Raw genomic sequence first — 19562 nt, 5'->3', positions numbered from 1 at the left:
CGTCGCGGACGCGAGAAGGGGCGAGCCGTCAGGCTCGCCCCGTCGTCGTCGACGGATGCCGCGAGCGCGCGGCATCCGCTCGGTTCACGCCCTGGTCAATGACCGGGGAACTTCTCGATCGCCTTCCGGATGAGGCCCTCGGCCTCCTCGGCGTTCGCCCAGCCCTCGGTCTTGACCCACTTGCCGGGCTCGAGGTCCTTGTAGTGCTCGAAGAAGTGCTCGATCTCCTTGCGGGTGAACTCGGGGATGTCCTCGACGTCCTGGATGTGGTTCCAGCGCGGGTCGCCCGCGGGCACGCCGATCACCTTGGCGTCGCCGCCACCGTCGTCGGTCATGTGGAACACGCCGACGGGGCGCACCTTCACGCCGACGCCCGGGAACAGCGGGTAGTCGAGCAGCACGAGCACGTCCAGCGGGTCGCCGTCGTCGCCGAGCGTGTCCTCGAAGTAGCCGTAGTCGGTGGGGTAGACGAACGTCGTGTACAGCACGCGGTCGAGGAACACGCGACCGGTCTCGTGGTCGACCTCGTACTTGTTGCGGCTCCCCTTCGGGATCTCGATGATGGCGGCGTACTCGCCCATGCTGGTTCTCCTTGTTCTGGAAGCTCGTTCTCGAGGCTCGGCCCGCCGCCCGGTCCGAATGGGGCGCGATCGGCGGAATAAGGTTACTTGATGCCTTCCGAGGAGCCTCCAGCCGAGCGTCGCCCCCGACTGACGCCGCCGATCGCCGACGTGCGCCGTGCGGTGCGGGCGGTGCTTCCGGACGCCGCAGGCCCGGCCTCCGACCCGCCGCTCGTGCTCGTCGCGCTCTCGGGCGGCGCCGACTCGCTCGCGCTCGCCGCGGCCGTCTCCTTCGAGGCGCCGCGCGCCGGGCTCCGCGCCGGCGCCGTGATCGTCGACCACGGGCTGCAGGATGCCTCGGCCGAGGTCGCGGCGGCGGCGGCCGGCACCGCCCGTGAGCTCGGTCTCGACCCCGTGGTCGTGCGGCGCGTCGAGGTGACGGGGGAGGGCGGCCCCGAGGCATCCGCCCGGGACGCCAGGTACGCCGCGCTCGACGCGATCGCCGCCGAGACCGGAGCCGCGCTGGTGCTGCTCGGCCACACCCTCGACGACCAGGCCGAGACCGTGCTGCTCGGACTCGCCCGCGGCTCGGGCAGCGCGAGCCTCGCCGGCATGCCCGCCCGCTCGAGCCGGTACGCCCGCCCGCTCATCGGCATCCGTCGCGCGACCACGCGCCAGGCGTGCCTCGACGCGGGACTCGCGCCGTGGGACGACCCCCACAACGCCGACCCCGCCTACACGCGCGTGCGCGTGCGCGAACGGGTGCTGCCCGTGCTCGAGGCCGAGCTCGGACCCGGCATCGCCGAGGCGCTCGCCCGCACCGCCGAGCAGCTCCGCGAGGACGAGGAGGCGTTCACCAGCCAGATCGACGAGTTCATCGAGGAGGTGTGCGAGCCCGCCGAGGCCGGCATCGCGCTGTCGGTCGGGGTGCTGGCGGCCAACCCGGCGGCCCTTCGGCAGCGGATCATCCGCCACGTCGTCGGGAGCGAGTTCGGCGTCTCGCTCACGCGTGCGCAGACCCTCGACGTCGCCCGCCTCGTGACGGACTGGCACGGACAGGGACCGCTCGACCTCCCCGGCGGCGTCCGCGCGACGCGGGCGGGCCGTCACGTCGTGTTCTCGACGAGCGGCTCGACCGAGGTGCTGCCGCACGACCACTGAGCCGGGCGCCACGGCGTAGGCTCGTGGCATCCGTTCGCCCACGAACCAGGGAGCAGGCATGGACGCGCGCGAGATCGACGGCGACCTGACCGAGGTGCTCGTCACCGAAGACCAGATCCGCGAGAAGCTCGCCGAGCTCGCCCGGCGCATCGAGGCGGACTACGAGGGCAGGGACCTGCTGCTCGTCGGCGTGCTGAAGGGCGCCGTCATGGTGATGGCCGACCTCGCCCGCGAGCTGCGCCCGCACGTGAGCATGGACTGGATGGCCGTGTCGTCGTACGGCGCGGGCACCCATTCGAGCGGCGTCGTGCGGATCCTGAAGGACCTCGACACCGACCTCACCGGGCGCCACGTGCTCATCGTCGAGGACATCATCGACTCCGGACTCACCCTCAGCTGGCTGCTCGGCAACCTCGAGTCGCGCGGGGCCGAGTCGGTCGAGATCTGCGCGCTGCTCCGCAAGCCGGATGCCGCGAAGGTCGACGTCACCGTGAAGTACCTCGGCTTCGACATCCCGAACCAGTTCGTCGTGGGCTACGGACTCGACTACGCGGAGCGCTACCGCAACCTCCGCGACGTCGCGATCCTCGCGCCGCACGTGTACAGCTGAGCCTGGCCCAGCCGGGCGAGCGCAGGCTCGTGTCTCCTGACTCCGACGGACCGCAGGCCCTAGAGTCATCCTCATGGCCGAGGGTCGACGGCGGAGCAGGCTGGGCGACGCTGGCGCTGCCTTCACGAGCAACTGGCGCAATCCCAGCCTCCGCCGCGCCCAACTGAGCTTCCTCGGCGCCTGGACCGCCGAGTGGGCATTCACCGTGGCGCTCGGGATCGTCGCCTACCGCGACGGCGGCGCGGCGGCCGTGGGACTCGTCGGGCTGCTGCGCATGGTGCCGTCCGCCATCCTCGCGCCGCTGCTGTCGCCGATCGCCGACCGCGGGCGCCGCGAACGGGTGCTCATCCTGGTGTCCATCGTGCGCGGCGCCGCGACGGCCGCCGCCGCCGTGGTCGTCGCGGTGTCGGGGCCTTCCGCGGTGATCTACGCGCTCGCCGTGCTGTCCACGATCGCCGCCACCCTCTATCGCCCGGCGCACTCCGCGCTCCTGCCGTCGCTGTGCCGCACCGGGTACGAGCTCGCCAGCGCCAACATGGTCCGCGGACTGCTCGACTCCGCGGCCACCCTCGTGGGTCCACTGGTCGCGGCGGTGCTGCTCCAGTTCACCGGCGTGGACGTCGTGTTCTGGGTCGCGGCCGGCGCCTCGTTCGTGGCGGCCGCCCTGCTCGTGCGACTGCGGTACGACGCCCCGCCGCGACCGCCCGCGCCGAGCCGTCCCAACCTGGCCAAGGAGGCCGTCGAGGGTGTCCGCGTGGTCGTGAAGAACCGCGACCTGACCCTCATCCTCGGTCTCGCGGCGGCGCAGGCCCTCACGCGCGGCGCGCTCACGGTGTTCTCCGTCGTGGTCGCGATCGAGCTGCTGGAAACCGGCGAGCCGGGCGTCGGCGCCCTGATGACCGCGGTGGGGGTGGGCGCGGTGCTCGGGTCGCTCTTCGCCTCGCTGCTCGTCGGCTCCGGCCGACTGGGCGCCTGGTACGCCGTCGGCGTCGGCCTGTGGGGACTTCCGCTCACCCTCGTCGCCCTCGTCCCGCAGCAGTCGGCGGCATTGGGCCTGCTGGCGTTCATCGGCGTGGGCAACGCCCTGATCGACCTCGCCGGGTTCACGCTGATCGCCCGCATGGCGCCTGACGAGGTGCTCGCACGTGTCTTCGGGGTGCTCGAGAGCCTGGTGGCGGTGTTCATCGGGATCGGTGCCGTCGTCGCGTCGACGCTGGTCGGATGGATCGGGGTCCAGAACGCGCTGATCGCGATCGGGCTGGTCTGCCCCGTGCTCGCGGTGGTGTCGTGGCGGCGACTGCGACGGCTCGACCGATCCGTCGACGTGCTCGACGCGGACATCGGACTGCTCCAGGAGGTGCCGATGTTCCATCCCCTGCCGCTGCCCGCCGTCGAACAGCTCGCCCGCGGCCTCGAACCCGTCACCGTCGCCGCGGACCAGGTGGTGTTCCGTCAGGGCGACGTCGGCGACCGGTACTACGTGATCGAGTCGGGCGAGGCGGATGTGGTGGGCGACGGGCGGGTCGTGGCCACGCTCGGCCCGGGGGAGGGCTTCGGGGAGATCGCCCTGCTGCGCCGCAGCCGCCGCACGGCGACCGTGGTCGCCAGGAGCGAGCTCCAGCTGCAGGCGCTGGGTTCCGACCGGTTCCTCCCCGTCGTCCTCGGGTACACGCCGAGTGCCCAGCAGGCGGCGGCGGTCGTCGACGACCGCCTCGAGCGCTACGAGCCGAAGGAGCCGTTCGAGGAGCCGCCGGCGCCGGCGTGACCCGTTCGGGCTCTTGAGAACCCCGGGCCGAGGTGCGACCCTTGGGCATGGAATCCGGCCGTGCGGTCCTGCTGATCGCGGACATCGGTGGCTACACCGAGTACATGAGCTCGCATCGCATGAGTCTCGCGCACGCCGAGGTCAACACCGCGCGGATGCTCGAGAAGATGATCGACGCCGCCCCCGGCTTCGACCTCATCGAGATCGAGGGCGACGCGGCGTTCCTCTCCCGCCAGGCCGACGGTGACACCGGCACCACCATGGCCGAGATCCTCCAGGCCGCCACCGCCATGCATCGGGCCTTCCACCTCGAGCGGCAGTACGTCACGGCGAACCTGTGCCCCTGCACGGGCTGCAAAGGGGCCGCCGACCTCAAGCTGAAGTTCGTCGCGCACATCGGAGACGTGGCCACCCAGACGATCCGCGAGCGCATCAAGCTCGTCGGGATCGACGTCATCCTCGTGCATCGCCTGCTCAAGAACCCGGTCGGGATCCCCGAATACGTCCTGGTCTCCGAGGAGCTCTACCGCATCGGCGAGGGCGTGCTGCCCGATCCCGTGCACGAGGTGTCGCCAGAACTCGAGGGCTTCGGAACCGTGCACGCGTACTTCGTCGACGTCGAGGATCTCGACGGCTCGGCCGAGCCGCTCCCCGCGCCATCGTTGCAGGGTCGCGTCGGGAGGACCTTCGCAGCGGTGGGCAAGGGCCTGCCGTACATGCTCGGCCTCCGAAGCTACCGCCGCGAGGCATCCGCTCAATAGGCGATGAAGAGGGTGTGAAGCAGCGGGCTGCACAGCCCTCAGCGAACAGTGAGCCGACGCTCAGGGCCGCCGAGGTAGCCTTGCAGCACCATGAACATGAAGAAGATCCTGCGCGGGCCGATCATCTACATCCTGCTCGCGATCGTCGCCGTGTGGATCGGATCGAGCCTCATCACGGCCTCGGGATTCCGCGAGGTGTCGACGCAGGAGGGCCTCCAGCTCCTGCAGGACGACAAGGTCGCGGCGGCCAAGATCGTCGACGGTGAGAACCGGGTCGACCTCACGCTCGCCGAGCCCGACGACGAGCTCGGCTCCCAGGTGCAGTTCTACTACGTCACTCCGCGCGGCGAGGACGTCATCAACGCGGTCGACGCGGCGAACCCCAAGGACGGCTTCAACGACGAGGTGCCGCAGCCGAACTGGTTCCTCTCGATGCTCGGCATCCTGCTGCCGCTCGTGCTCATCGGCCTCTTCTTCTGGATCATGCTGTCGGGCATGCAGGGCGGCGGCAACCGCGTCATGCAGTTCGGCAAGTCCAAGGCCAAGCTCGTGACGAAGGAAAGCCCCAAGGTCACCTTCGACGACGTCGCCGGTGCCGAGGAGGCGATCGAGGAGCTCCACGAGATCAAGGAGTTCCTGAAGGAGCCGGCCAAGTTCCAGGCCGTCGGCGCGCGCATCCCCAAGGGCGTGCTGCTCTACGGCCCTCCCGGAACCGGCAAGACGCTCCTCGCGCGCGCCGTCGCCGGTGAGGCGGGCGTGCCGTTCTACTCGATCTCCGGTTCGGACTTCGTCGAGATGTTCGTCGGCGTCGGCGCGAGCCGCGTGCGCGACCTGTTCGACCAGGCGAAGCAGAACGCGCCGGCCATCATCTTCGTCGACGAGATCGACGCGGTCGGCCGTCACCGCGGCGCCGGCCTCGGCGGCGGGCACGATGAGCGCGAGCAGACCCTGAACCAGCTCCTCGTCGAGATGGACGGCTTCGACCCGAAGACCAACGTCATCCTCATCGCGGCGACCAACCGTCCCGACATCCTCGACCCCGCGCTCCTGCGCCCCGGCCGCTTCGACCGCCAGATCGGCGTCGACGCGCCCGACCTCAAGGGCCGCCAGCGCATCCTCGAGGTGCACTCCAAGGGCAAGCCGCTCGCGAAGGGCGTCGACCTCGAGGTGCTCGCGCGCAAGACCCCGGGCTTCACGGGCGCCGACCTCGCGAACGTGCTGAACGAGGCCGCGCTGCTCACCGCGCGATCCAACGCGCAGCTCATCGACAACCGCGCCCTCGACGAGGCCGTCGACCGCGTGATCGCCGGCCCGCAGCGGCGCTCGCGCGTGATGAAGGACAAGGAGAAGCTCATCACGGCCTACCACGAGGGCGGACACGCGCTCGCGGCGGCGGCGATGAACTACACCGACCCCGTGACGAAGATCACGATCCTCCCGCGCGGCCGGGCGCTCGGCTACACCATGGTGCTGCCGCTCGAAGACAAGTACTCCGTGACGCGCAACGAGCTGCTCGACCAGCTCACCTACGCGATGGGCGGCCGGGTGGCCGAGGAGATCGTGTTCCACGACCCGTCCACGGGCGCGTCGAACGACATCGAGAAGGCCACCTCCACGGCGCGCAAGATGGTCACCGAGTACGGCATGAGCGCGAACGTCGGCGCCGTGAAGCTCGGGCAGTCGCAGGGCGAGGTGTTCCTCGGTCGCGACATGGGCCACCAGCGCGACTACTCCGAGGAGATCGCCGAGAAGGTCGACGCCGAGGTGCGCGGCCTCATCGAGCAAGCGCACGACGAGGCCTGGCAGGTGCTCAACGACAACCGCGACATCCTCGACAAGCTGGCGGCCGAGCTGCTCGAGCACGAGACGCTCGACCACAAGCAGATCGCCGCGATCTTCACGGACATCCGCAAGCTCCCCGAGCGCCCGCAGTGGCTCTCGAGCGACCGCCGGCCCGTCTCCGACCGCCCGCCGATCTCGTTCCCCGACGACAAGATGCCGATCGACCAGGGCGCCGTCGACGGTGGCGTCGACTCCGACGACACGCCCATCGAGGAGCCGGCGGCCTCCCGTCCGCAGCGCACCAACCCGCGGCCCGCGACGGCCTAGTCGTCCGACGACCCGAAGAGGGGGTGTCATGGCCGGTGTCGACACCGCGCGCATCGAGCGCGCCGTACACGAGATCCTGCTCGCGATCGGCGAGGACCCGACCCGACCCGGGCTCGAGCGCACGCCGCAGCGGGTCGCCGAGGCCTACGCCGAGTTCTTCGGCGGCCTCGACGTCGACCCGCTGAGCCACCTCGCCGACACCGTGCCGCTCGGGGCCACCGAGGCGGGCGTGCCCGCCACGTCCGACGCAGTGGTGCTGCGCGACCTCGCCTTCCGCTCGGTCTGCGAGCACCACCTGCTGCCGTTCGTCGGCACCGCGCACGTCGCCTACCTGCCGGCCGAGCGGGTCGTCGGCCTCGGCCGCATCCCCGCCGTCATCGACACGCTCGCGGCGCGGCCGCAGCTGCAGGAGCGCCTCGCGGAGGAGATCGCCGATGCCCTCGAGGCCGGACTCGAGCCGAAGGGCGTGCTCGTGGTGCTCGATGCCCAGCATCGCTGCGTGACCACGCGCGGATCGCGACAGGAGCGCAGCTCCACCGTCACGATCGCGAGCCGGGGGGCGCTCGCCGAGCCCGCGGCTCGCGCCGAGATCATCGCGCTGATCGGAGCCGCCGAACGTGGCTGAGCCGGTGCCAACGCTGGTCATGGGCGTCGTCAACGTCACGCCCGATTCGTTCAGCGACGGCGGCAGGTGGTTCGACGCCGACGCCGCGATCGCGCACGGCCTCGACCTCGTCGCCGACGGCGCCGACGTGCTCGACGTCGGCGGGGAGTCCACGCGACCCGGCGCGGCGCGCGTCGAGCCAGAGGAGGAGCTGCGCCGCGTGGTCCCCGTCGTGCGGGAACTCGCCGGGCGCGGCATCCGGGTGAGCGTCGACACCATGCGCGCGGCGACCGCCGCGGCCTCCGTCGAGGCGGGCGCCGAGATCATCAACGACGTTTCGGCCGGGCTCGCGGATGCCGCGATGGCGCCGATCGTCGCCGAGACCGGCGTGCAGTACGTGGCCATGCACTGGCGCGGGCACTCCGACCGGATGGACGCACTCGCCGAGTATCACGACGTCGCGACCGAGGTGCGCGACGAGCTCGCGGCCCGCGTCGATGCGCTGGTTGCGTCCGGCGTCGCACCCGAGCGGCTCATCCTCGACCCCGGCCTCGGGTTCGCGAAGCGCGGTGCGCAGAACTGGGAGCTGCTCGGCCGCCTCGACGTGCTCGCAGGACTCGGGCTGCCGATCCTGGTGGGCGCCTCACGCAAGCGATTCCTGGGCGCACTGCTGCCCGACGACGCCGACGTCGAGGAGCGCGACCTCCCGACGGCGGTCGTCAGCGCGCTCTCCGCCCAGGCCGGAGCGTGGGGCGTGCGGGTGCACGACGTGCGCGGCACGCGACGGGCGCTCGACGTCCTCGGGGCGTGGCAGAGTGGACGACGTGGCTAGGACGCGCGACCGCATCACCCTGACCGGTGTGCGCGTGCGCGCGCACCACGGGGTCTTCGACGTCGAGCGCGAGCAGGGGCAGGAGTTCGTCATCGACGTGTCGGTGGCGATCGACCTGTCCGCCGCGGCATCCGGCGACGACCTCGGCCGCACCGTGCACTACGGCGAGCTCGCCGAGGCGGTGGTCGCCGCGGTCGAACGCGATCCCGTCGATCTCATCGAGACGGTGGCCGAGCGGGTCGCGGCCGTCGCCCTCGCCCACCCCGCGGTCGAGGAGGTCGAGGTCACGGTGCACAAGCCGGAGGCGCCCATCGAAGTGCCGTTCGCCGACGTCGCCGTCACGATCGTGCGAGGGCGGGCATGACCCGCGCCGTCGTCGCGTTCGGCGCGAACCTCGGCGACCGCGAGGCGACGATCGCCTCGGCGACGCGCGCCCTCGCCGAGACGCCCGGCGTCGAGCTCGTCGCGGTCTCCCCGGTCTACGAGAGCGCGGCGATCACGGATGCCGGCGTCGACCCCGACGCCCCCGGATACCTCAACGGCGTGCTCGTGGTCGAGACGACCCTCGAGCCGCTCGCGCTGCTCGACGCGCTGCAGGCCATCGAGGCCGGGCACGGCCGGGTCCGCGCGACGCACTGGGGTCCGCGCACCCTCGACCTCGACCTCATCGACTTCGGCGGACGCAGCTCGGCCGACGGGCGACTCGAGCTGCCGCATCCGCGGGCCTGGCAGCGCGCGTTCGTGCTGCAGCCGTGGCTCGACGTCGATCCCGATGCGGTGCTGCCCGGCCGTGGCTCCGTCGCCGAGCTGCGCCGCGCCGCGCACGACGAGGTGGTGCGCCGATGAAGCGCACGCACACGTCGTCGGTCATCGCATTCGTGCTCGCCGGCATCGTGCTGGGCTACCTCACCGACCTCGCGGTGGTGTCGGGCGGCGGCAAGGCGATCGTGCCGCCGCTGTCGCTGCCGGTCACCCTCACGGGAGTCGCCGTCATCGTGGTGGCGCTGGCCTGGCCGATCCGCCGCGCCGTGAAGGGCAAGGCCACCAAGCACCTCGACCCGTTCCGGGCCATGCGCACCGCGGTGCTCGCCAAGGCGTGCAGCCTGAGCGGGGCGCTCGTGTTCGGGTTCGGCATCGGCATCACGCTGTTCCTCCTCACGCGGAGCGTCGTGCCGGCGGCCGACACCGTGTGGCTCGCGCTCGCCACCGCGATCGGAGCCGCGCTGCTGCTGGCAGGCGGCCTCGTCGCCGAGGCGTTCTGCACCCTCCCCCCCGACGACCCCGAAGCCGAGAAGGAAACCCACGCGCATGCCTGAACTCCGTGACGACGCGCACGGCACCGAGCACGGCACGCCGGTGGAGCCCGCCGCCCACGTCGGCGACGCATCCGCTCCGGTCGTCCCCGCTCCTCCCGCTCCTGCCGCTCCCGCCCCCGCTCCTCCCGCTCCTACCGCTCCCGCCCCCGCTCCTCCTGCTGCTCTCGGCGCGGAGAGGCCCGCGGCGACGCCACTCGCGGCGACGCCACTCGTCGCCGAGCCCGCGGCGACGGCGCCCGCCGACACCGGCTGGCTGCGCGTATCCCCGAAGTACATCGTGGTCGAGGTGGTCGGCTCCCTCATCGGCATGGTCGTCTTCGTCGGCGCGTTCCTCGTGGCCTACGCCCTGTGGGGGCAATGGTGGGCGCTCTGGGGAGCCATCGCGATCGGCGTCGTGTCGCTCGTCGGCATCGCGTTCGAACCGCGCCGCGTGCGATCGATCGGCTACCGCCTCCGGGAGGACGACCTGCTCTTCCGCCGCGGCATCATGTTCCAGCGCCAGGTGGCCGTGCCGTACGGCCGCATGCAGCTCGTGGACATCACCCGCGGCCCGGTGGCGCGCGCGCTCGGCCTCGCCGACCTCAAGTTCGTGACCGCGGCGGCCTCCACCGCCGTGACGGTTCCCGGCCTCCCGATGGAGGAGGCCGACCGACTGCGCGACGAGCTCGTCGCCCTCGCCGAGACCCGCAGGGCGGGGCTGTGAGCGCATCCGTGAGCCCTCCGCGGGTCACGAACCTCGCCGACGGCGAGTGGCACCGGCTGCACCCGGCGAGCCCGTTGCTCCGCGGCGGCCTCGTGCTGCTCGCCGTACTGGGCTTCATCATCGCGAACCTCCGCGAGCGCCTCGTCGACACGTTCCTCGTGCTCTTCGCGCCCGACGTCGGCGACGACATCGACGTCGAGTTCGAGACGTGGCGGGGCGACTGGGGCAACGACCCCATCGGCGGCATCGTCACGCAGGGCCTCGTCGGGTGGGCGATCGCCGGCGTGGCGCTGCTGATCGTGGCGCTCGTGATCGGCTTCTGGCTGTCGTGGCGCATGCACACGTTCCGGATCACGCACGAGGCCGTCGAGGTGCGCAGCGGCATCCTGTTCCGGTCGCATCGCAGCGCCCGCCTCGACCGGATCCAGGGCATCAACGTCACGCGGCCGCTCTTCGCGCGGCTGTTCGGCACCGCGAAGCTCGAGGTCTCGGTCGCCGGGCAGTCGGCGAACGTGCAGCTCTCGTACCTCGGATCCGCGCTCGCCGACGGACTGCGCGCCGACATCCTGCGCCTGGCGTCGGGCGCGCGCGCCGAGAAGGCGGCCGTGGCGGCCGACACCGCGGGTGGCGCGCCCGCCGCCGGCCGGGCCCCCGTCACGGCGGTCATAGGGCATCGCGTCGACGAGTTCCTCGCGCCCGAGCTCGACCCGTCGCTCGCCCCGCCCGAGTCGGTGGTGCACCTGCCGCTCGGCCGCGTCATCGGGTCGACGCTGCTGGGCGGATCGACGGTCTGGGCGATCGTGCTGGTGGCGATCATCGCCGTCGGGGTCTCGACCGGCCAGCTCTGGATCCTGTTCTCGTTCGTGCCCGCCGCGATCGGCCTCGTGAGCTACCTCTGGTCTCGCATAACCAAGTCGCTCCGGTACTCGATCGCGGGCACGCCCGACGGCGTGCGGATCGGGCACGGTCTGCTCTCGACGGGCAACCAGACCATCCCGCCGGGTCGCATCCACGCGATCGAGGCGAACCAGTGGATCCTGTGGCGCCCGTTCGGCTGGTGGTCGATCCGCATCGACGTGGCCGGCCAGTCGGTGACCTCCTCCAACGAGGCCGCGCAGCGCACGCTCGTGCTGCCGGTCGGCACCGTGGCCGACGTGCATCGGGTGCTCGCGCTGCTGCTCCCCGATGCCGCGACCGCCGTCGAGCCGTTCGTCGACGCCGGCCTCACGGGCCGCGACGGCGCGGGCGGGTTCTCGCGCACGCCGCGCCGTGCCGCGTGGCTCCGGCCGTTCTCGTGGCGCCGCATCGGGTGGGCGGGCGTCGACGGCATCGCGCTCCTCCGTCGCGGCTGGCTCCTGCGCAGCCTGACGTTCGTGCCGCTGGCGCGCATGCAGTCCGTCGCGGTCACGGTCGGCCCGCTGCAGCGCCTGCTCGACCTCGCCTCCGTGCGCATCCACACGGTCGCCGGCCCGGTCGTCGCGACCCTCCCGGTCGCCGACCGCGCCGAGGCGGGCGAGCTCTTCGAGCGCCTCGCCGACGAGGCCGTCGAGCGCGCCGCATCCGATACCTCGCATCATTGGGGCGTCGTCGGCGGCGGCGTGGGGCCGGAGGCCGTCGATGCCCGCTGAGCGCGCCGGACGGCTCGGCGTCGGCACGATCGGCGCGGGCCGGGTCGGCGCCGTGCTCGCCGCCGCCCTCGCCGGGGCGGGCCACGCCCTCACCGGCATCGCCGCCGTGTCGGCATCGAGCCGCGAACGCGCCGCGGCCATGCTTCCCACGGTGCCCGTGCTGCCGGTGCCCGACATCGTGGAGCGCAGCGAGCTCGTGCTGCTCGCGGTGCCCGAGCACGAGCTCGCACCGCTCGTCACGGGCCTCGCCGAGGCGGGCGTATGGCAGCCCGGCCAGCTCGTGCTGCACACCGCCGCCCGATTCGGCACCGACGTGCTGGAGCCGGCGTGGCGCGCCGGGGCGATCCCCCTCGCCGTGCACCCGGCCATGACGTTCACGGGCACGAGCATCGACCTCGCGCGCCTGCCCGGCACCTGGTTCGCGGTCACCGCCCCCGCGCCGGTGCTGCCCATCGGGCAGGCCCTGGTCGTCGAGATGGGCGGCGAGCCGTTCGTGGTCGCCGAGGCCGACCGCGCGGCCTACGGCGAGGCGATCGACACCGCCGTGTCGTTCTCGAGCGCGATCGTCGACCAGGCGAGCGGCCTGCTCGGCGGCATCGGCGTCGCACGCCCCGGCGCGGTGCTCGCGCCGCTCGTGCGCAGCGCCGTCGAGAACGCCCTGTCGCGGCACGACTCCGGACCCCTCCTCGACGGGGCGGGTACGATCGACGAGGCCGGCACCGATCGGCCGCTGGGAGGTGACGCGTGACCGAGGTCGCCGCGGGCACGCACGTCGTGCCGACCATCGCGGAGCTCAGGCGCCTCGTCGCCGAGCGGCGTGCGGCCGGAGCATCCGTCGCCCTCGTCCCCACCATGGGCGCACTCCACGACGGCCACCTCGCCCTCGTGCGTCGGGCTCGCGAGATCGCCGACATGGTGGTCGTCTCGATCTTCGTGAACCCGCTCCAATTCGGCCCGGGCGAGGACCTCGACCGGTACCCCCGCACGCTCGAGGCGGATGTCGCGGCGCTGGCCGGCCTCGGCGTCGACGCGGTGTTCGCCCCCTCGGTCGACGAGATGTACCCGAGCGGCGGCGTGGGCGGCACGACCGTGCACGCCGGACCGATCGGCGAGCGGTACGAGGGCGCGTCGCGCCCCGGTCACTTCAACGGCATGCTCACGGTCGTGGCCAAGCTCTTCGGCATCGTGCGGCCCGATGTCGCCCTGTTCGGGCAGAAGGACGCGCAGCAGGTCTTCCTCGTTTCGCGGATGGTGGCCGACCTCGACCTGCCCCTGCGCATCGAGACGGTGCCCACGGTGCGCGAGCCCGACGGCCTCGCCCTCTCCAGTCGCAACCGCTACCTGGGCGCGGCCCAGCGCCAGGCCGCGCTCGTGCTCGCCGAATCGCTGCGGGCGGCGGAGGCCGCCGCGTCCGACGGCGCGTCGGAGCTGCTCGCCGAGGGCGTCGCCGCGTTCGGCGACCACGAGGGGGTGAGCCTCGACTACTTCGTGGTCGTCGACCCCGGCACGTTCCTCCCGATCACCGAGGACTTCCGCGGCCGCGCGCTCGTGCTCGTCGCCGGGATCGTGGGCTCCACGCGGCTCATCGACAACGCCTTCGTCGAGGTCGGCGGCGCCTGACCGCGGGCTTCCGCCGGCGGCATCCGCGCTCGTGAACCGCGCAGCCGCGCACAAGTAGGCTGGTGCACGCACGTTTCCGCGAACCGAGAGTGAACGATGGCCGAACCCCAGACGGATGCCGCAGCCGAGCCGACCGCCGAGGAGATCTCGGAGCAGAAGGCCGTGCGGCTCGCCAAGCGCGAACGCCTGATCGCGGCATCCGACGACCTCGGCCTCGGTGCGTACCCGGTGCGCCTTCCGATCACGGCGACGATCCCCGAGGTGCGCGACCGGTTCGTGAGTCTCGGCGTCGACGAGGCGAGCGGCGAGCATGTCGGCCTCGCCGGTCGCGTGGTGTACTCGCGCAACACCGGCAAGCTGTGCTTCGCGACCCTGCAGTCGGGCGACGGCAGTCGCATCCAGGCGATGGTCTCGCTCGCCGAGGTGGGCGAGGAGTCCCTCGCCGAGTGGAAGGAGCTCGTCGACCTGGGTGACCACGTGTTCGTGGCCGGCGAGGTGATCACGAGCCGCCGCGGCGAACTGTCGATCATGGTGAAGGAGTGGCGCATCGCCTCGAAGGCGATCCTGCCGCTGCCGAACCTGCACAACGAGCTCTCCGAGGAGACGCGCGTTCGCAGCCGGTACCTCGACCTGATCGCACGCGAGCAGTCGCGGCGCAACGTGGTCGACCGCGCGAAGGTCAACGCGAGCCTCCGGCGCACGTTCGAGGGCCTCGGCTTCCTCGAGGTCGAGACCCCGATGCTCCAGGTCATGCACGGCGGGGCATCCGCTCGACCGTTCGTGACGCACTCGAACGCGTTCGACACCGAGCTCTACCTGCGCATCGCGCCCGAGCTCTACCTGAAGCGCGCCGTCGTGGGCGGCATCGAGCGGGTGTTCGAGATCAACCGCAACTTCCGCAACGAGGGCGCCGACTCCACCCACAGCCCCGAGTTCGCGATGCTCGAGGCCTATGAGGCCTACGGCGACTACACGACCATGGCCGACCTCACCCAGCGGCTCATCCAGGATGCCGCGACGGCCACCAGCGGCTCGCACGTGGTGACCTGGGCCGACGGCACCGAGTTCGACCTCGGCGGCGAGTGGGCGCGCATCTCGATGTACGAGACGCTCTCCGACGCCGTGGGGGAGCAGATCACCGCCGAGACGCCGATGTCGCGTCTCAGGCAGCTCGCCGACGCCGAGGGCATCGAGATCGATCACCCGCTGCCCGGCAAGTACGTGGAGGAGCTCTGGGAGCATCACGTGAAGGGCGGCCTCGAGCGCCCGACCTTCGTGATGGATTTCCCGCTCGACACCTCGCCGCTCGTGCGCGGGCACCGCTCGGTCCCGGGCGTGGTCGAGAAGTGGGACCTGTACGTGCGCGGGTTCGAGCTCGCCACCGGATACTCCGAGCTGGTCGACCCGGTCGTGCAGCGCGAGCGGTTCGTCGAGCAGGCGAAGCTCGCCGCGGGCGGCGACCTCGAGGCGATGCGCCTCGACGAGGAGTTCCTGCGCGCCCTCGAATTCGGCATGCCCCCGTCGGGCGGCATGGGCATGGGCATCGATCGACTGCTCATGGCACTCACGGGCCTCGGCATCCGTGAGACCATCCTCTTCCCCCTCGTCAAGTGAGCGGATGCATCGCATGAACGACTACCTGCCCAAGAAGGAACTCGAACCCGATCCCGACCCGAAGCGCCCGTCGAACGCGCGCGTCGCGCTGTGGATCATCGTGGGTGCGATCGGACTCTACCTGGTCGGCTCCGGCATCTGGGGGATCGTCACCGCGGGCTGATCCTCCCGCCCGTCTCCCCTTCTCGAAGGCCCGATCCCCGCGATCGGGCCTTCTTCGTGGTTGGGAATCTGTGAATGTGTTGCTTTCTGTTGGATTATGTGTGAATATTGCTCACACGTCGACGGCGACCCACCGGCGGCGGAGGGGATTCGCCGACCGGGAGGAAGGGCCGCATGTACGCGACGGAGCGACACCAGCACATCGCCGACACCATCGATCGCGTCGGCCGGGTCTCCGTGGCGGGCCTCGCGCGCGACTTCGGCGTCACCACCGAGACCATCCGCCGCGACCTCGACGCGCTCGAGCAGGTGGGGCGGCTGCGCCGCGTGCACGGCGGAGCGGTTCCGGCCGGGCAGTCGACCGCGGCCGAGTCCTCGCTCGACGAGCGACTCGACCGCAACGCCGCCCAGAAGGAGGCGATCGCACGCGCGGCGTTCGCATTGATCCCGCCGACGTTCCGCGGCTCGCTGCTGCTCGACTCCGGCAGCACCACCGGCCGCCTCGCGGAGCTCCTCATCACGTGGTCGCCCGACCAGCCCGGCGCCGGCGTCGACGTCGCCACCAACTCGATCCCGCTCGCGGCGCGCCTGCACGCCGCCGCCAATCCGCACCTGCAGCTGCGCAGCCTCGGCGGCGCGGTGCGCGGCATCACGGGCGCCGCGGTCGGTCCGACGACGATCGCCCAGCTCAGCGACATCCGCCCCGACCTCGCGTTCGTGGGCGCCAACGGGGTGAGCGCCGAGTTCGGCTTCTCGACGCCCGACGAGACCGAAGCCTCCGCGAAGGCGGCCATGGTGCACGCCGCGCGCCGGGTGGTCGTGCTCGCCGACTCCTCCAAGCTCGACGCCGAGTCCCTCGTGCGTTTCGCCTGCCTCGACGAGGTCGACACGCTGATCACGGATGCCCCGCCTGGCCCCGAGCTCCGCGAGGCCCTCGCCGACGCCGACGTTCAGGTGGTGCTCGCATGATCGTCACGCTCACGGCCAACCCGTCGCTCGACCGCACGGTGGAGCTCGAGGGCGCCCTCGAGCCGGGCGCCGTGCAGCGCGCCGTCAGCACCCGCCAGGACCCGGGCGGCAAGGGCGTCAACGTCACCCGCGCGCTGCGCGCCTCGGGCGTCGAGTCGGTCGCCGTCCTCCCCGCCGAGCCGGGCGATCCGTTCCTCGCGGCGCTCGTCGCCGAGGGAGTGCCCTGCCGCGCGGTGCCCATCAGCGGCGCCGTACGCACGAACCTCACGATCGTCGACGCCGCGGGCGTGACGACGAAGGTGAACGAGCCGGGTCCCGTGCTCGATGCCGAGGCCCAGGCGCGACTCATCGAGGTCACCGCCGAGGCGGCGATCGGCGCCGACTGGCTCGTGCTCGCGGGATCCCTGCCGCCCGGCGTCGCCGACGACTTCTACGTCCGAGTCGTCGACGCGGTGCGCGCCGCGGCGCGGCGTGCGGGTGCGACCGCCCCCCGCATCGCCGCCGACACCTCGGGCGCCGCGCTCGCCGCGCTCGTCGCCGACGGCGTCGGCATCGACCTCATCAAGCCCAACGCCGAGGAGCTCGCCGAGCTCACGGGCGCATCCGACGAGGCCGCCCTCGAGGCGGGCCCCGACGACGCCATCGCGCTCGCACGCTCCATCCCGACGGATCGCGTCCGCGCGAGCCTCGTCACGCTCGGCGCCGTGGGCGCCGCGCTCGTCACCGAGGAGGCCGCGTGGTTCGCGCGGGCTCCGCGCGTGGTGCCCCGCAGCACCGTCGGAGCGGGCGACTGCTCGCTCGCGGGTTACCTCGTCGCCGCCGTCGAGGGGGAGGCGCCGGCCGGCGCGCTCGCTCGCGCCGTGGCGTCGGGCGCCGCCGCCGTCGCCCTTCCGGGCAGTGCGGTGCCCACCCGAGACCAGATCGACCCGGCCCGGGTCGTCGTCACCGAGGTCGCCGGCCTGCCCGCCGGCGACCGCCAGTAAGGAGAACCCCATGTCCGACATCATCGAACCGGGCCTGGTCGTGCTCGACGCCGACCTCGGTCCAGAGAAGTCCGGCGTGATCCGGGCGCTCGCCGACCGTGTCGCCGCGAGCGGCCGTGCCACCGACGCCGAGGCGCTCTTCGCCGACGCGTGGAAGCGCGAGGAGCAGGCGCCCACGGGCCTCCCCGGCGGGATGGCCATCCCGCACGCGAAGTCGCCCGCGGTGACGACCCCGAGCCTCGCCGTCGCCAGGCTCGCGCGACCCGTCGAGTTCGACGAGGGCGAGGAGGCCGATCTCGTCTTCCTCATCGCCGCGCCCGACACCGCCGCGCAGGACCACCTCGCACTCCTCTCCACCCTCGCCCGCTCGCTCATGCGCGAGGACTTCGTCGCCTCGCTGCGCAGCGCCGCGACCCCCGACGAGGTGGTCGGGATCGTGCAGGGCGCACTCACGGGCGACGAGGAGGCCGTTCCGGTCGCCGCCGCCGCGGCCGCACCCGCTGCGGCGACGGCGGACGCCCCGCCGGCGGATGCCGCCGCGGCGTCCGACCGACGCTCCATCGTCGCCGTCACCGCGTGCCCCACCGGCATCGCCCACACCTACATGGCCGCCGACGCGCTCGCGGCGGCGGCAGGGCGTGCCGGCGTCGACTACCACGTCGAGACGCAGGGCTCGTCGGGCGCGAAGCCGCTCGACCCCGCGGTGATCGCCGCGGCCGATGCGGTGATCTTCGCGGTCGACGTGGACGTGCGCGACAAGGGCCGCTTCGCGGGCAAGCCGATGGTGCAGGTGCCGGTCAAGCGCGGCATCGACGAGCCCGACGCGCTCGTGGCGCAGGCGCTCGCCGCGGCATCCGACGCGAACGCCGCGCGCGTGCCGTCCGGCGGCGACGGCGCGGCGGCCACCGCAGGGGCTGCGTCGGGCGGCGGCCAGTCGTTCGGCGCCAACCTCAAGCGGTGGCTCCTCACCGGCGTCAGCTACATGATCCCGTTCGTGGCCGCGGGCGGTCTGATCATCGCGCTCGCCTTCCTCATCGGCGGCTACGAGATCGGGGACAATGCCGCCGAGATCGTGCTCAACAATGCACTGTGGAACCTTCCGCCTGGTGGTCTCTCCGAGTACATCGGGTCAGTGCTGATCGTCATCGGCTCGGCGTCGATGGCGTTCCTCGTACCCGCCCTCGCCGGGTACATCGCCTACGCCATGGCGGACCGGCCGGGCATCGCACCGGGCTTCGTGGCCGGCTCGGTGGCGCTGGTCCTGAACGCCGGCTTCCTCGGCGGCCTCGTCGGCGGCCTGCTCGCCGGCGCCGCGGCCATGTGGCTCGGTCGGCTCCGGCCGCCGCGCTGGCTCCGGGGCCTCATGCCGGTCGTCATCATCCCGCTGCTCGCCTCGCTGTTCTCCTCGGGCCTGCTGCTGCTGATCCTCGGCGCTCCGATCGCGACGCTGATGGCCGGGCTCACCGACTGGCTGAACTCGCTCACCGGAGTCAGCGCGATCGCGCTCGGCGCGATCCTCGGGCTCATGATGGGCTTCGACCTCGGCGGCCCGGTCAACAAGGTCGCCTATGCCTTCGCGGTCACCGGTCTCGCCGCCGGCTCGGTCGAGAACCAGGCGCCGTGGCAGATCATGGCCGCCGTGATGGCGGCGGGCATGGTGCCGCCGCTCGGCATGGCCTTCGCCTCGACGGTGCTCGCACGCAGGCTGTTCACCGAGCCCGAGCGCGAGAACGGCGTGGCGGCGTGGCTGCTCGGCCTGTCGTTCATCTCCGAGGGCGCGATCCCGTTCGCGGCTGCCGACCCGCTCCGCGTCATCGCCTCGTCGATGGTCGGCGGCGCGACGGCGGGCGCCATCTGCATGGCCGCGGGGGTCACCTCGCAGGCTCCGCACGGCGGCATCTTCGTGTTCTTCGCGATCGGCAACTTCGGGATGTTCCTCGTCGCGATCCTCGTCGGCACCCTCGTGATGGGATTCATGGTCGTCGGGCTCAAGCGCTGGGCGCGCCGGGCGCCCGTCGCGGTGGAGGAGGGCGCCGCGGTGCCCGCAGGTGCCGCCGTGGCCACGGCCTGACGCGAACGGCACGCCCACGAGGGCGCGACGGGTGGACCCACCCGTCGCGCCCTCGACGTGCGGGGGCGGCATCCGCTCGCCCATTCGCCGAACC

20 protein-coding genes are annotated in these 19562 nt (G+C 72.4%); 19 read left to right on the top strand and 1 reads right to left on the bottom strand.

Annotation, left to right across the window (positions count from 1 at the left end):
* Nucleotides 1-95: 95 nt before the first annotated feature.
* Nucleotides 96-581: an inorganic diphosphatase gene (ppa, locus tag EV187_RS13575; RefSeq protein WP_130353597.1), complete on the bottom strand. Its 486-nt coding sequence runs from the start codon at nucleotides 579-581 to the stop codon at nucleotides 96-98.
* Nucleotides 582-671: 90 nt separating this feature from the next.
* On the opposite strand from ppa, the gene tilS reads away from it, so the two are divergent.
* The 19 genes from tilS to EV187_RS13490 all read left to right on the top strand — a co-directional run bounded on the left by tilS (nucleotide 672) and on the right by EV187_RS13490 (nucleotide 19468).
* Nucleotides 672-1721, top strand: a complete 1050-nt coding sequence (tilS, locus tag EV187_RS13570; RefSeq protein WP_130353596.1) for a tRNA lysidine(34) synthetase TilS — start codon at nucleotides 672-674, stop codon at nucleotides 1719-1721.
* 58 nt (nucleotides 1722-1779) lie between these two features.
* Nucleotides 1780-2331, top strand: a complete 552-nt coding sequence (gene hpt, locus EV187_RS13565; protein ID WP_130353595.1) for a hypoxanthine phosphoribosyltransferase — start codon at nucleotides 1780-1782, stop codon at nucleotides 2329-2331.
* Nucleotides 2332-2404: 73 nt separating this feature from the next.
* The gene (locus tag EV187_RS13560) at nucleotides 2405-4096 is read left to right on the top strand and encodes an MFS transporter (RefSeq protein ID WP_130353594.1); all 1692 of its coding nucleotides are present in this window, start codon (nucleotides 2405-2407) and stop codon (nucleotides 4094-4096) included.
* A gap of 47 nt (nucleotides 4097-4143) precedes the next feature.
* The gene (locus tag EV187_RS13555) at nucleotides 4144-4857 is read left to right on the top strand and encodes a DUF2652 domain-containing protein (RefSeq protein ID WP_130353593.1); all 714 of its coding nucleotides are present in this window, start codon (nucleotides 4144-4146) and stop codon (nucleotides 4855-4857) included.
* Between the two features lie 90 nt (nucleotides 4858-4947).
* Nucleotides 4948-6966 carry an ATP-dependent zinc metalloprotease FtsH gene (ftsH, locus tag EV187_RS13550; RefSeq protein WP_130353592.1) on the top strand — a complete coding sequence of 673 codons (2019 nt, stop codon included), beginning with the start codon at nucleotides 4948-4950 and terminating at the stop codon, nucleotides 6964-6966.
* Nucleotides 6967-6994: 28 nt separating this feature from the next.
* Entirely contained in the window at nucleotides 6995-7591 is a 597-nt protein-coding gene (gene folE, locus EV187_RS13545) for a GTP cyclohydrolase I (protein ID WP_130353591.1), read from the top strand.
* 19 nt (nucleotides 7592-7610) lie between these two features.
* Nucleotides 7611-8402 (top strand): dihydropteroate synthase, encoded by a 792-nt coding sequence (folP, locus tag EV187_RS18785; RefSeq protein WP_242609648.1) that lies wholly within the window; start codon nucleotides 7611-7613, stop codon nucleotides 8400-8402.
* Nucleotides 8395-8766: a dihydroneopterin aldolase gene (gene folB / locus EV187_RS18780; RefSeq protein WP_242609601.1), complete on the top strand. Its 372-nt coding sequence runs from the start codon at nucleotides 8395-8397 to the stop codon at nucleotides 8764-8766. Before folP ends, folB begins: the two co-directional genes overlap by 8 nt.
* Nucleotides 8763-9248, top strand: coding sequence for a 2-amino-4-hydroxy-6-hydroxymethyldihydropteridine diphosphokinase (gene folK / locus EV187_RS13535; protein WP_130353589.1), 486 nt, complete (start codon nucleotides 8763-8765; stop codon nucleotides 9246-9248). The genes folB and folK overlap by 4 nt, the downstream gene beginning before the upstream one ends.
* Nucleotides 9245-9718: a DUF3180 domain-containing protein gene (locus EV187_RS13530; RefSeq protein ID WP_130353588.1), complete on the top strand. Its 474-nt coding sequence runs from the start codon at nucleotides 9245-9247 to the stop codon at nucleotides 9716-9718. The genes folK and EV187_RS13530 overlap by 4 nt, the downstream gene beginning before the upstream one ends.
* A 253-nt stretch (nucleotides 9719-9971) precedes the next feature.
* The gene (locus EV187_RS18945) at nucleotides 9972-10421 is read left to right on the top strand and encodes a PH domain-containing protein (protein WP_423190898.1); all 450 of its coding nucleotides are present in this window, start codon (nucleotides 9972-9974) and stop codon (nucleotides 10419-10421) included.
* Entirely contained in the window at nucleotides 10418-12049 is a 1632-nt protein-coding gene (locus tag EV187_RS13520; protein ID WP_130353586.1) for a PH domain-containing protein, read from the top strand. Before EV187_RS18945 ends, EV187_RS13520 begins: the two co-directional genes overlap by 4 nt.
* Nucleotides 12039-12797 carry a Rossmann-like and DUF2520 domain-containing protein gene (locus tag EV187_RS13515; RefSeq protein ID WP_130353585.1) on the top strand — a complete coding sequence of 253 codons (759 nt, stop codon included), beginning with the start codon at nucleotides 12039-12041 and terminating at the stop codon, nucleotides 12795-12797. Before EV187_RS13520 ends, EV187_RS13515 begins: the two co-directional genes overlap by 11 nt.
* Entirely contained in the window at nucleotides 12794-13669 is an 876-nt protein-coding gene (gene panC, locus EV187_RS13510) for a pantoate--beta-alanine ligase (RefSeq protein ID WP_130353584.1), read from the top strand. Before EV187_RS13515 ends, panC begins: the two co-directional genes overlap by 4 nt.
* Before the next feature lie 96 nt (nucleotides 13670-13765).
* The gene (gene lysS, locus EV187_RS13505) at nucleotides 13766-15283 is read left to right on the top strand and encodes a lysine--tRNA ligase (RefSeq protein ID WP_130353583.1); all 1518 of its coding nucleotides are present in this window, start codon (nucleotides 13766-13768) and stop codon (nucleotides 15281-15283) included.
* 13 nt (nucleotides 15284-15296) lie between these two features.
* Complete coding sequence (locus EV187_RS18395; protein ID WP_165391192.1) at nucleotides 15297-15446, top strand: hypothetical protein; 150 nt, start codon at nucleotides 15297-15299, stop codon at nucleotides 15444-15446.
* A 173-nt stretch (nucleotides 15447-15619) separates the two neighbouring features.
* Nucleotides 15620-16414 (top strand): DeoR/GlpR family DNA-binding transcription regulator, encoded by a 795-nt coding sequence (locus EV187_RS13500; RefSeq protein WP_130353582.1) that lies wholly within the window; start codon nucleotides 15620-15622, stop codon nucleotides 16412-16414.
* Nucleotides 16411-17397: a 1-phosphofructokinase family hexose kinase gene (locus EV187_RS13495; protein ID WP_130353581.1), complete on the top strand. Its 987-nt coding sequence runs from the start codon at nucleotides 16411-16413 to the stop codon at nucleotides 17395-17397. The genes EV187_RS13500 and EV187_RS13495 overlap by 4 nt, the downstream gene beginning before the upstream one ends.
* A 10-nt stretch (nucleotides 17398-17407) precedes the next feature.
* Complete coding sequence (locus EV187_RS13490) at nucleotides 17408-19468, top strand: PTS fructose transporter subunit IIABC (protein ID WP_130353580.1); 2061 nt, start codon at nucleotides 17408-17410, stop codon at nucleotides 19466-19468.
* Nucleotides 19469-19562 lie beyond the last annotated feature (94 nt).

The organism is Agromyces ramosus (assembly GCF_004216665.1).
Taxonomy (GTDB): domain Bacteria; phylum Actinomycetota; class Actinomycetes; order Actinomycetales; family Microbacteriaceae; genus Agromyces; species Agromyces ramosus.
Note: the sequence above shows the minus strand (reverse complement) of the source record. Positions and strands in the feature narration are given on the sequence as shown.

What these genes read in the sequence shown, in the direction of transcription:
- tilS (WP_130353596.1), top strand. Translation starts at nt 672, where the DNA reads ATGCCTTCCGAGGAGCCTCCAGCCGAGCGTCGCCCCCGACTGACGCCG.
- ftsH (WP_130353592.1), top strand. Translation starts at nt 4,948, where the DNA reads ATGAACATGAAGAAGATCCTGCGCGGGCCGATCATCTACATCCTGCTC.
- EV187_RS13495 (WP_130353581.1), top strand. Translation starts at nt 16,411, where the DNA reads ATGATCGTCACGCTCACGGCCAACCCGTCGCTCGACCGCACGGTGGAG.
- EV187_RS13500 (WP_130353582.1), top strand. Translation starts at nt 15,620, where the DNA reads ATGTACGCGACGGAGCGACACCAGCACATCGCCGACACCATCGATCGC.
- EV187_RS13555 (WP_130353593.1), top strand. Translation starts at nt 4,144, where the DNA reads ATGGAATCCGGCCGTGCGGTCCTGCTGATCGCGGACATCGGTGGCTAC.
- ppa (WP_130353597.1), bottom strand. Translation starts at nt 581, where the DNA reads ATGGGCGAGTACGCCGCCATCATCGAGATCCCGAAGGGGAGCCGCAAC.
- EV187_RS13560 (WP_130353594.1), top strand. Translation starts at nt 2,405, where the DNA reads ATGGCCGAGGGTCGACGGCGGAGCAGGCTGGGCGACGCTGGCGCTGCC.
- EV187_RS13515 (WP_130353585.1), top strand. Translation starts at nt 12,039, where the DNA reads ATGCCCGCTGAGCGCGCCGGACGGCTCGGCGTCGGCACGATCGGCGCG.
- folP (WP_242609648.1), top strand. Translation starts at nt 7,611, where the DNA reads ATGGGCGTCGTCAACGTCACGCCCGATTCGTTCAGCGACGGCGGCAGG.
- hpt (WP_130353595.1), top strand. Translation starts at nt 1,780, where the DNA reads ATGGACGCGCGCGAGATCGACGGCGACCTGACCGAGGTGCTCGTCACC.
- EV187_RS13530 (WP_130353588.1), top strand. Translation starts at nt 9,245, where the DNA reads ATGAAGCGCACGCACACGTCGTCGGTCATCGCATTCGTGCTCGCCGGC.
- folE (WP_130353591.1), top strand. Translation starts at nt 6,995, where the DNA reads ATGGCCGGTGTCGACACCGCGCGCATCGAGCGCGCCGTACACGAGATC.
- folK (WP_130353589.1), top strand. Translation starts at nt 8,763, where the DNA reads ATGACCCGCGCCGTCGTCGCGTTCGGCGCGAACCTCGGCGACCGCGAG.
- EV187_RS18395 (WP_165391192.1), top strand. Translation starts at nt 15,297, where the DNA reads ATGAACGACTACCTGCCCAAGAAGGAACTCGAACCCGATCCCGACCCG.
- lysS (WP_130353583.1), top strand. Translation starts at nt 13,766, where the DNA reads ATGGCCGAACCCCAGACGGATGCCGCAGCCGAGCCGACCGCCGAGGAG.
- EV187_RS13490 (WP_130353580.1), top strand. Translation starts at nt 17,408, where the DNA reads ATGTCCGACATCATCGAACCGGGCCTGGTCGTGCTCGACGCCGACCTC.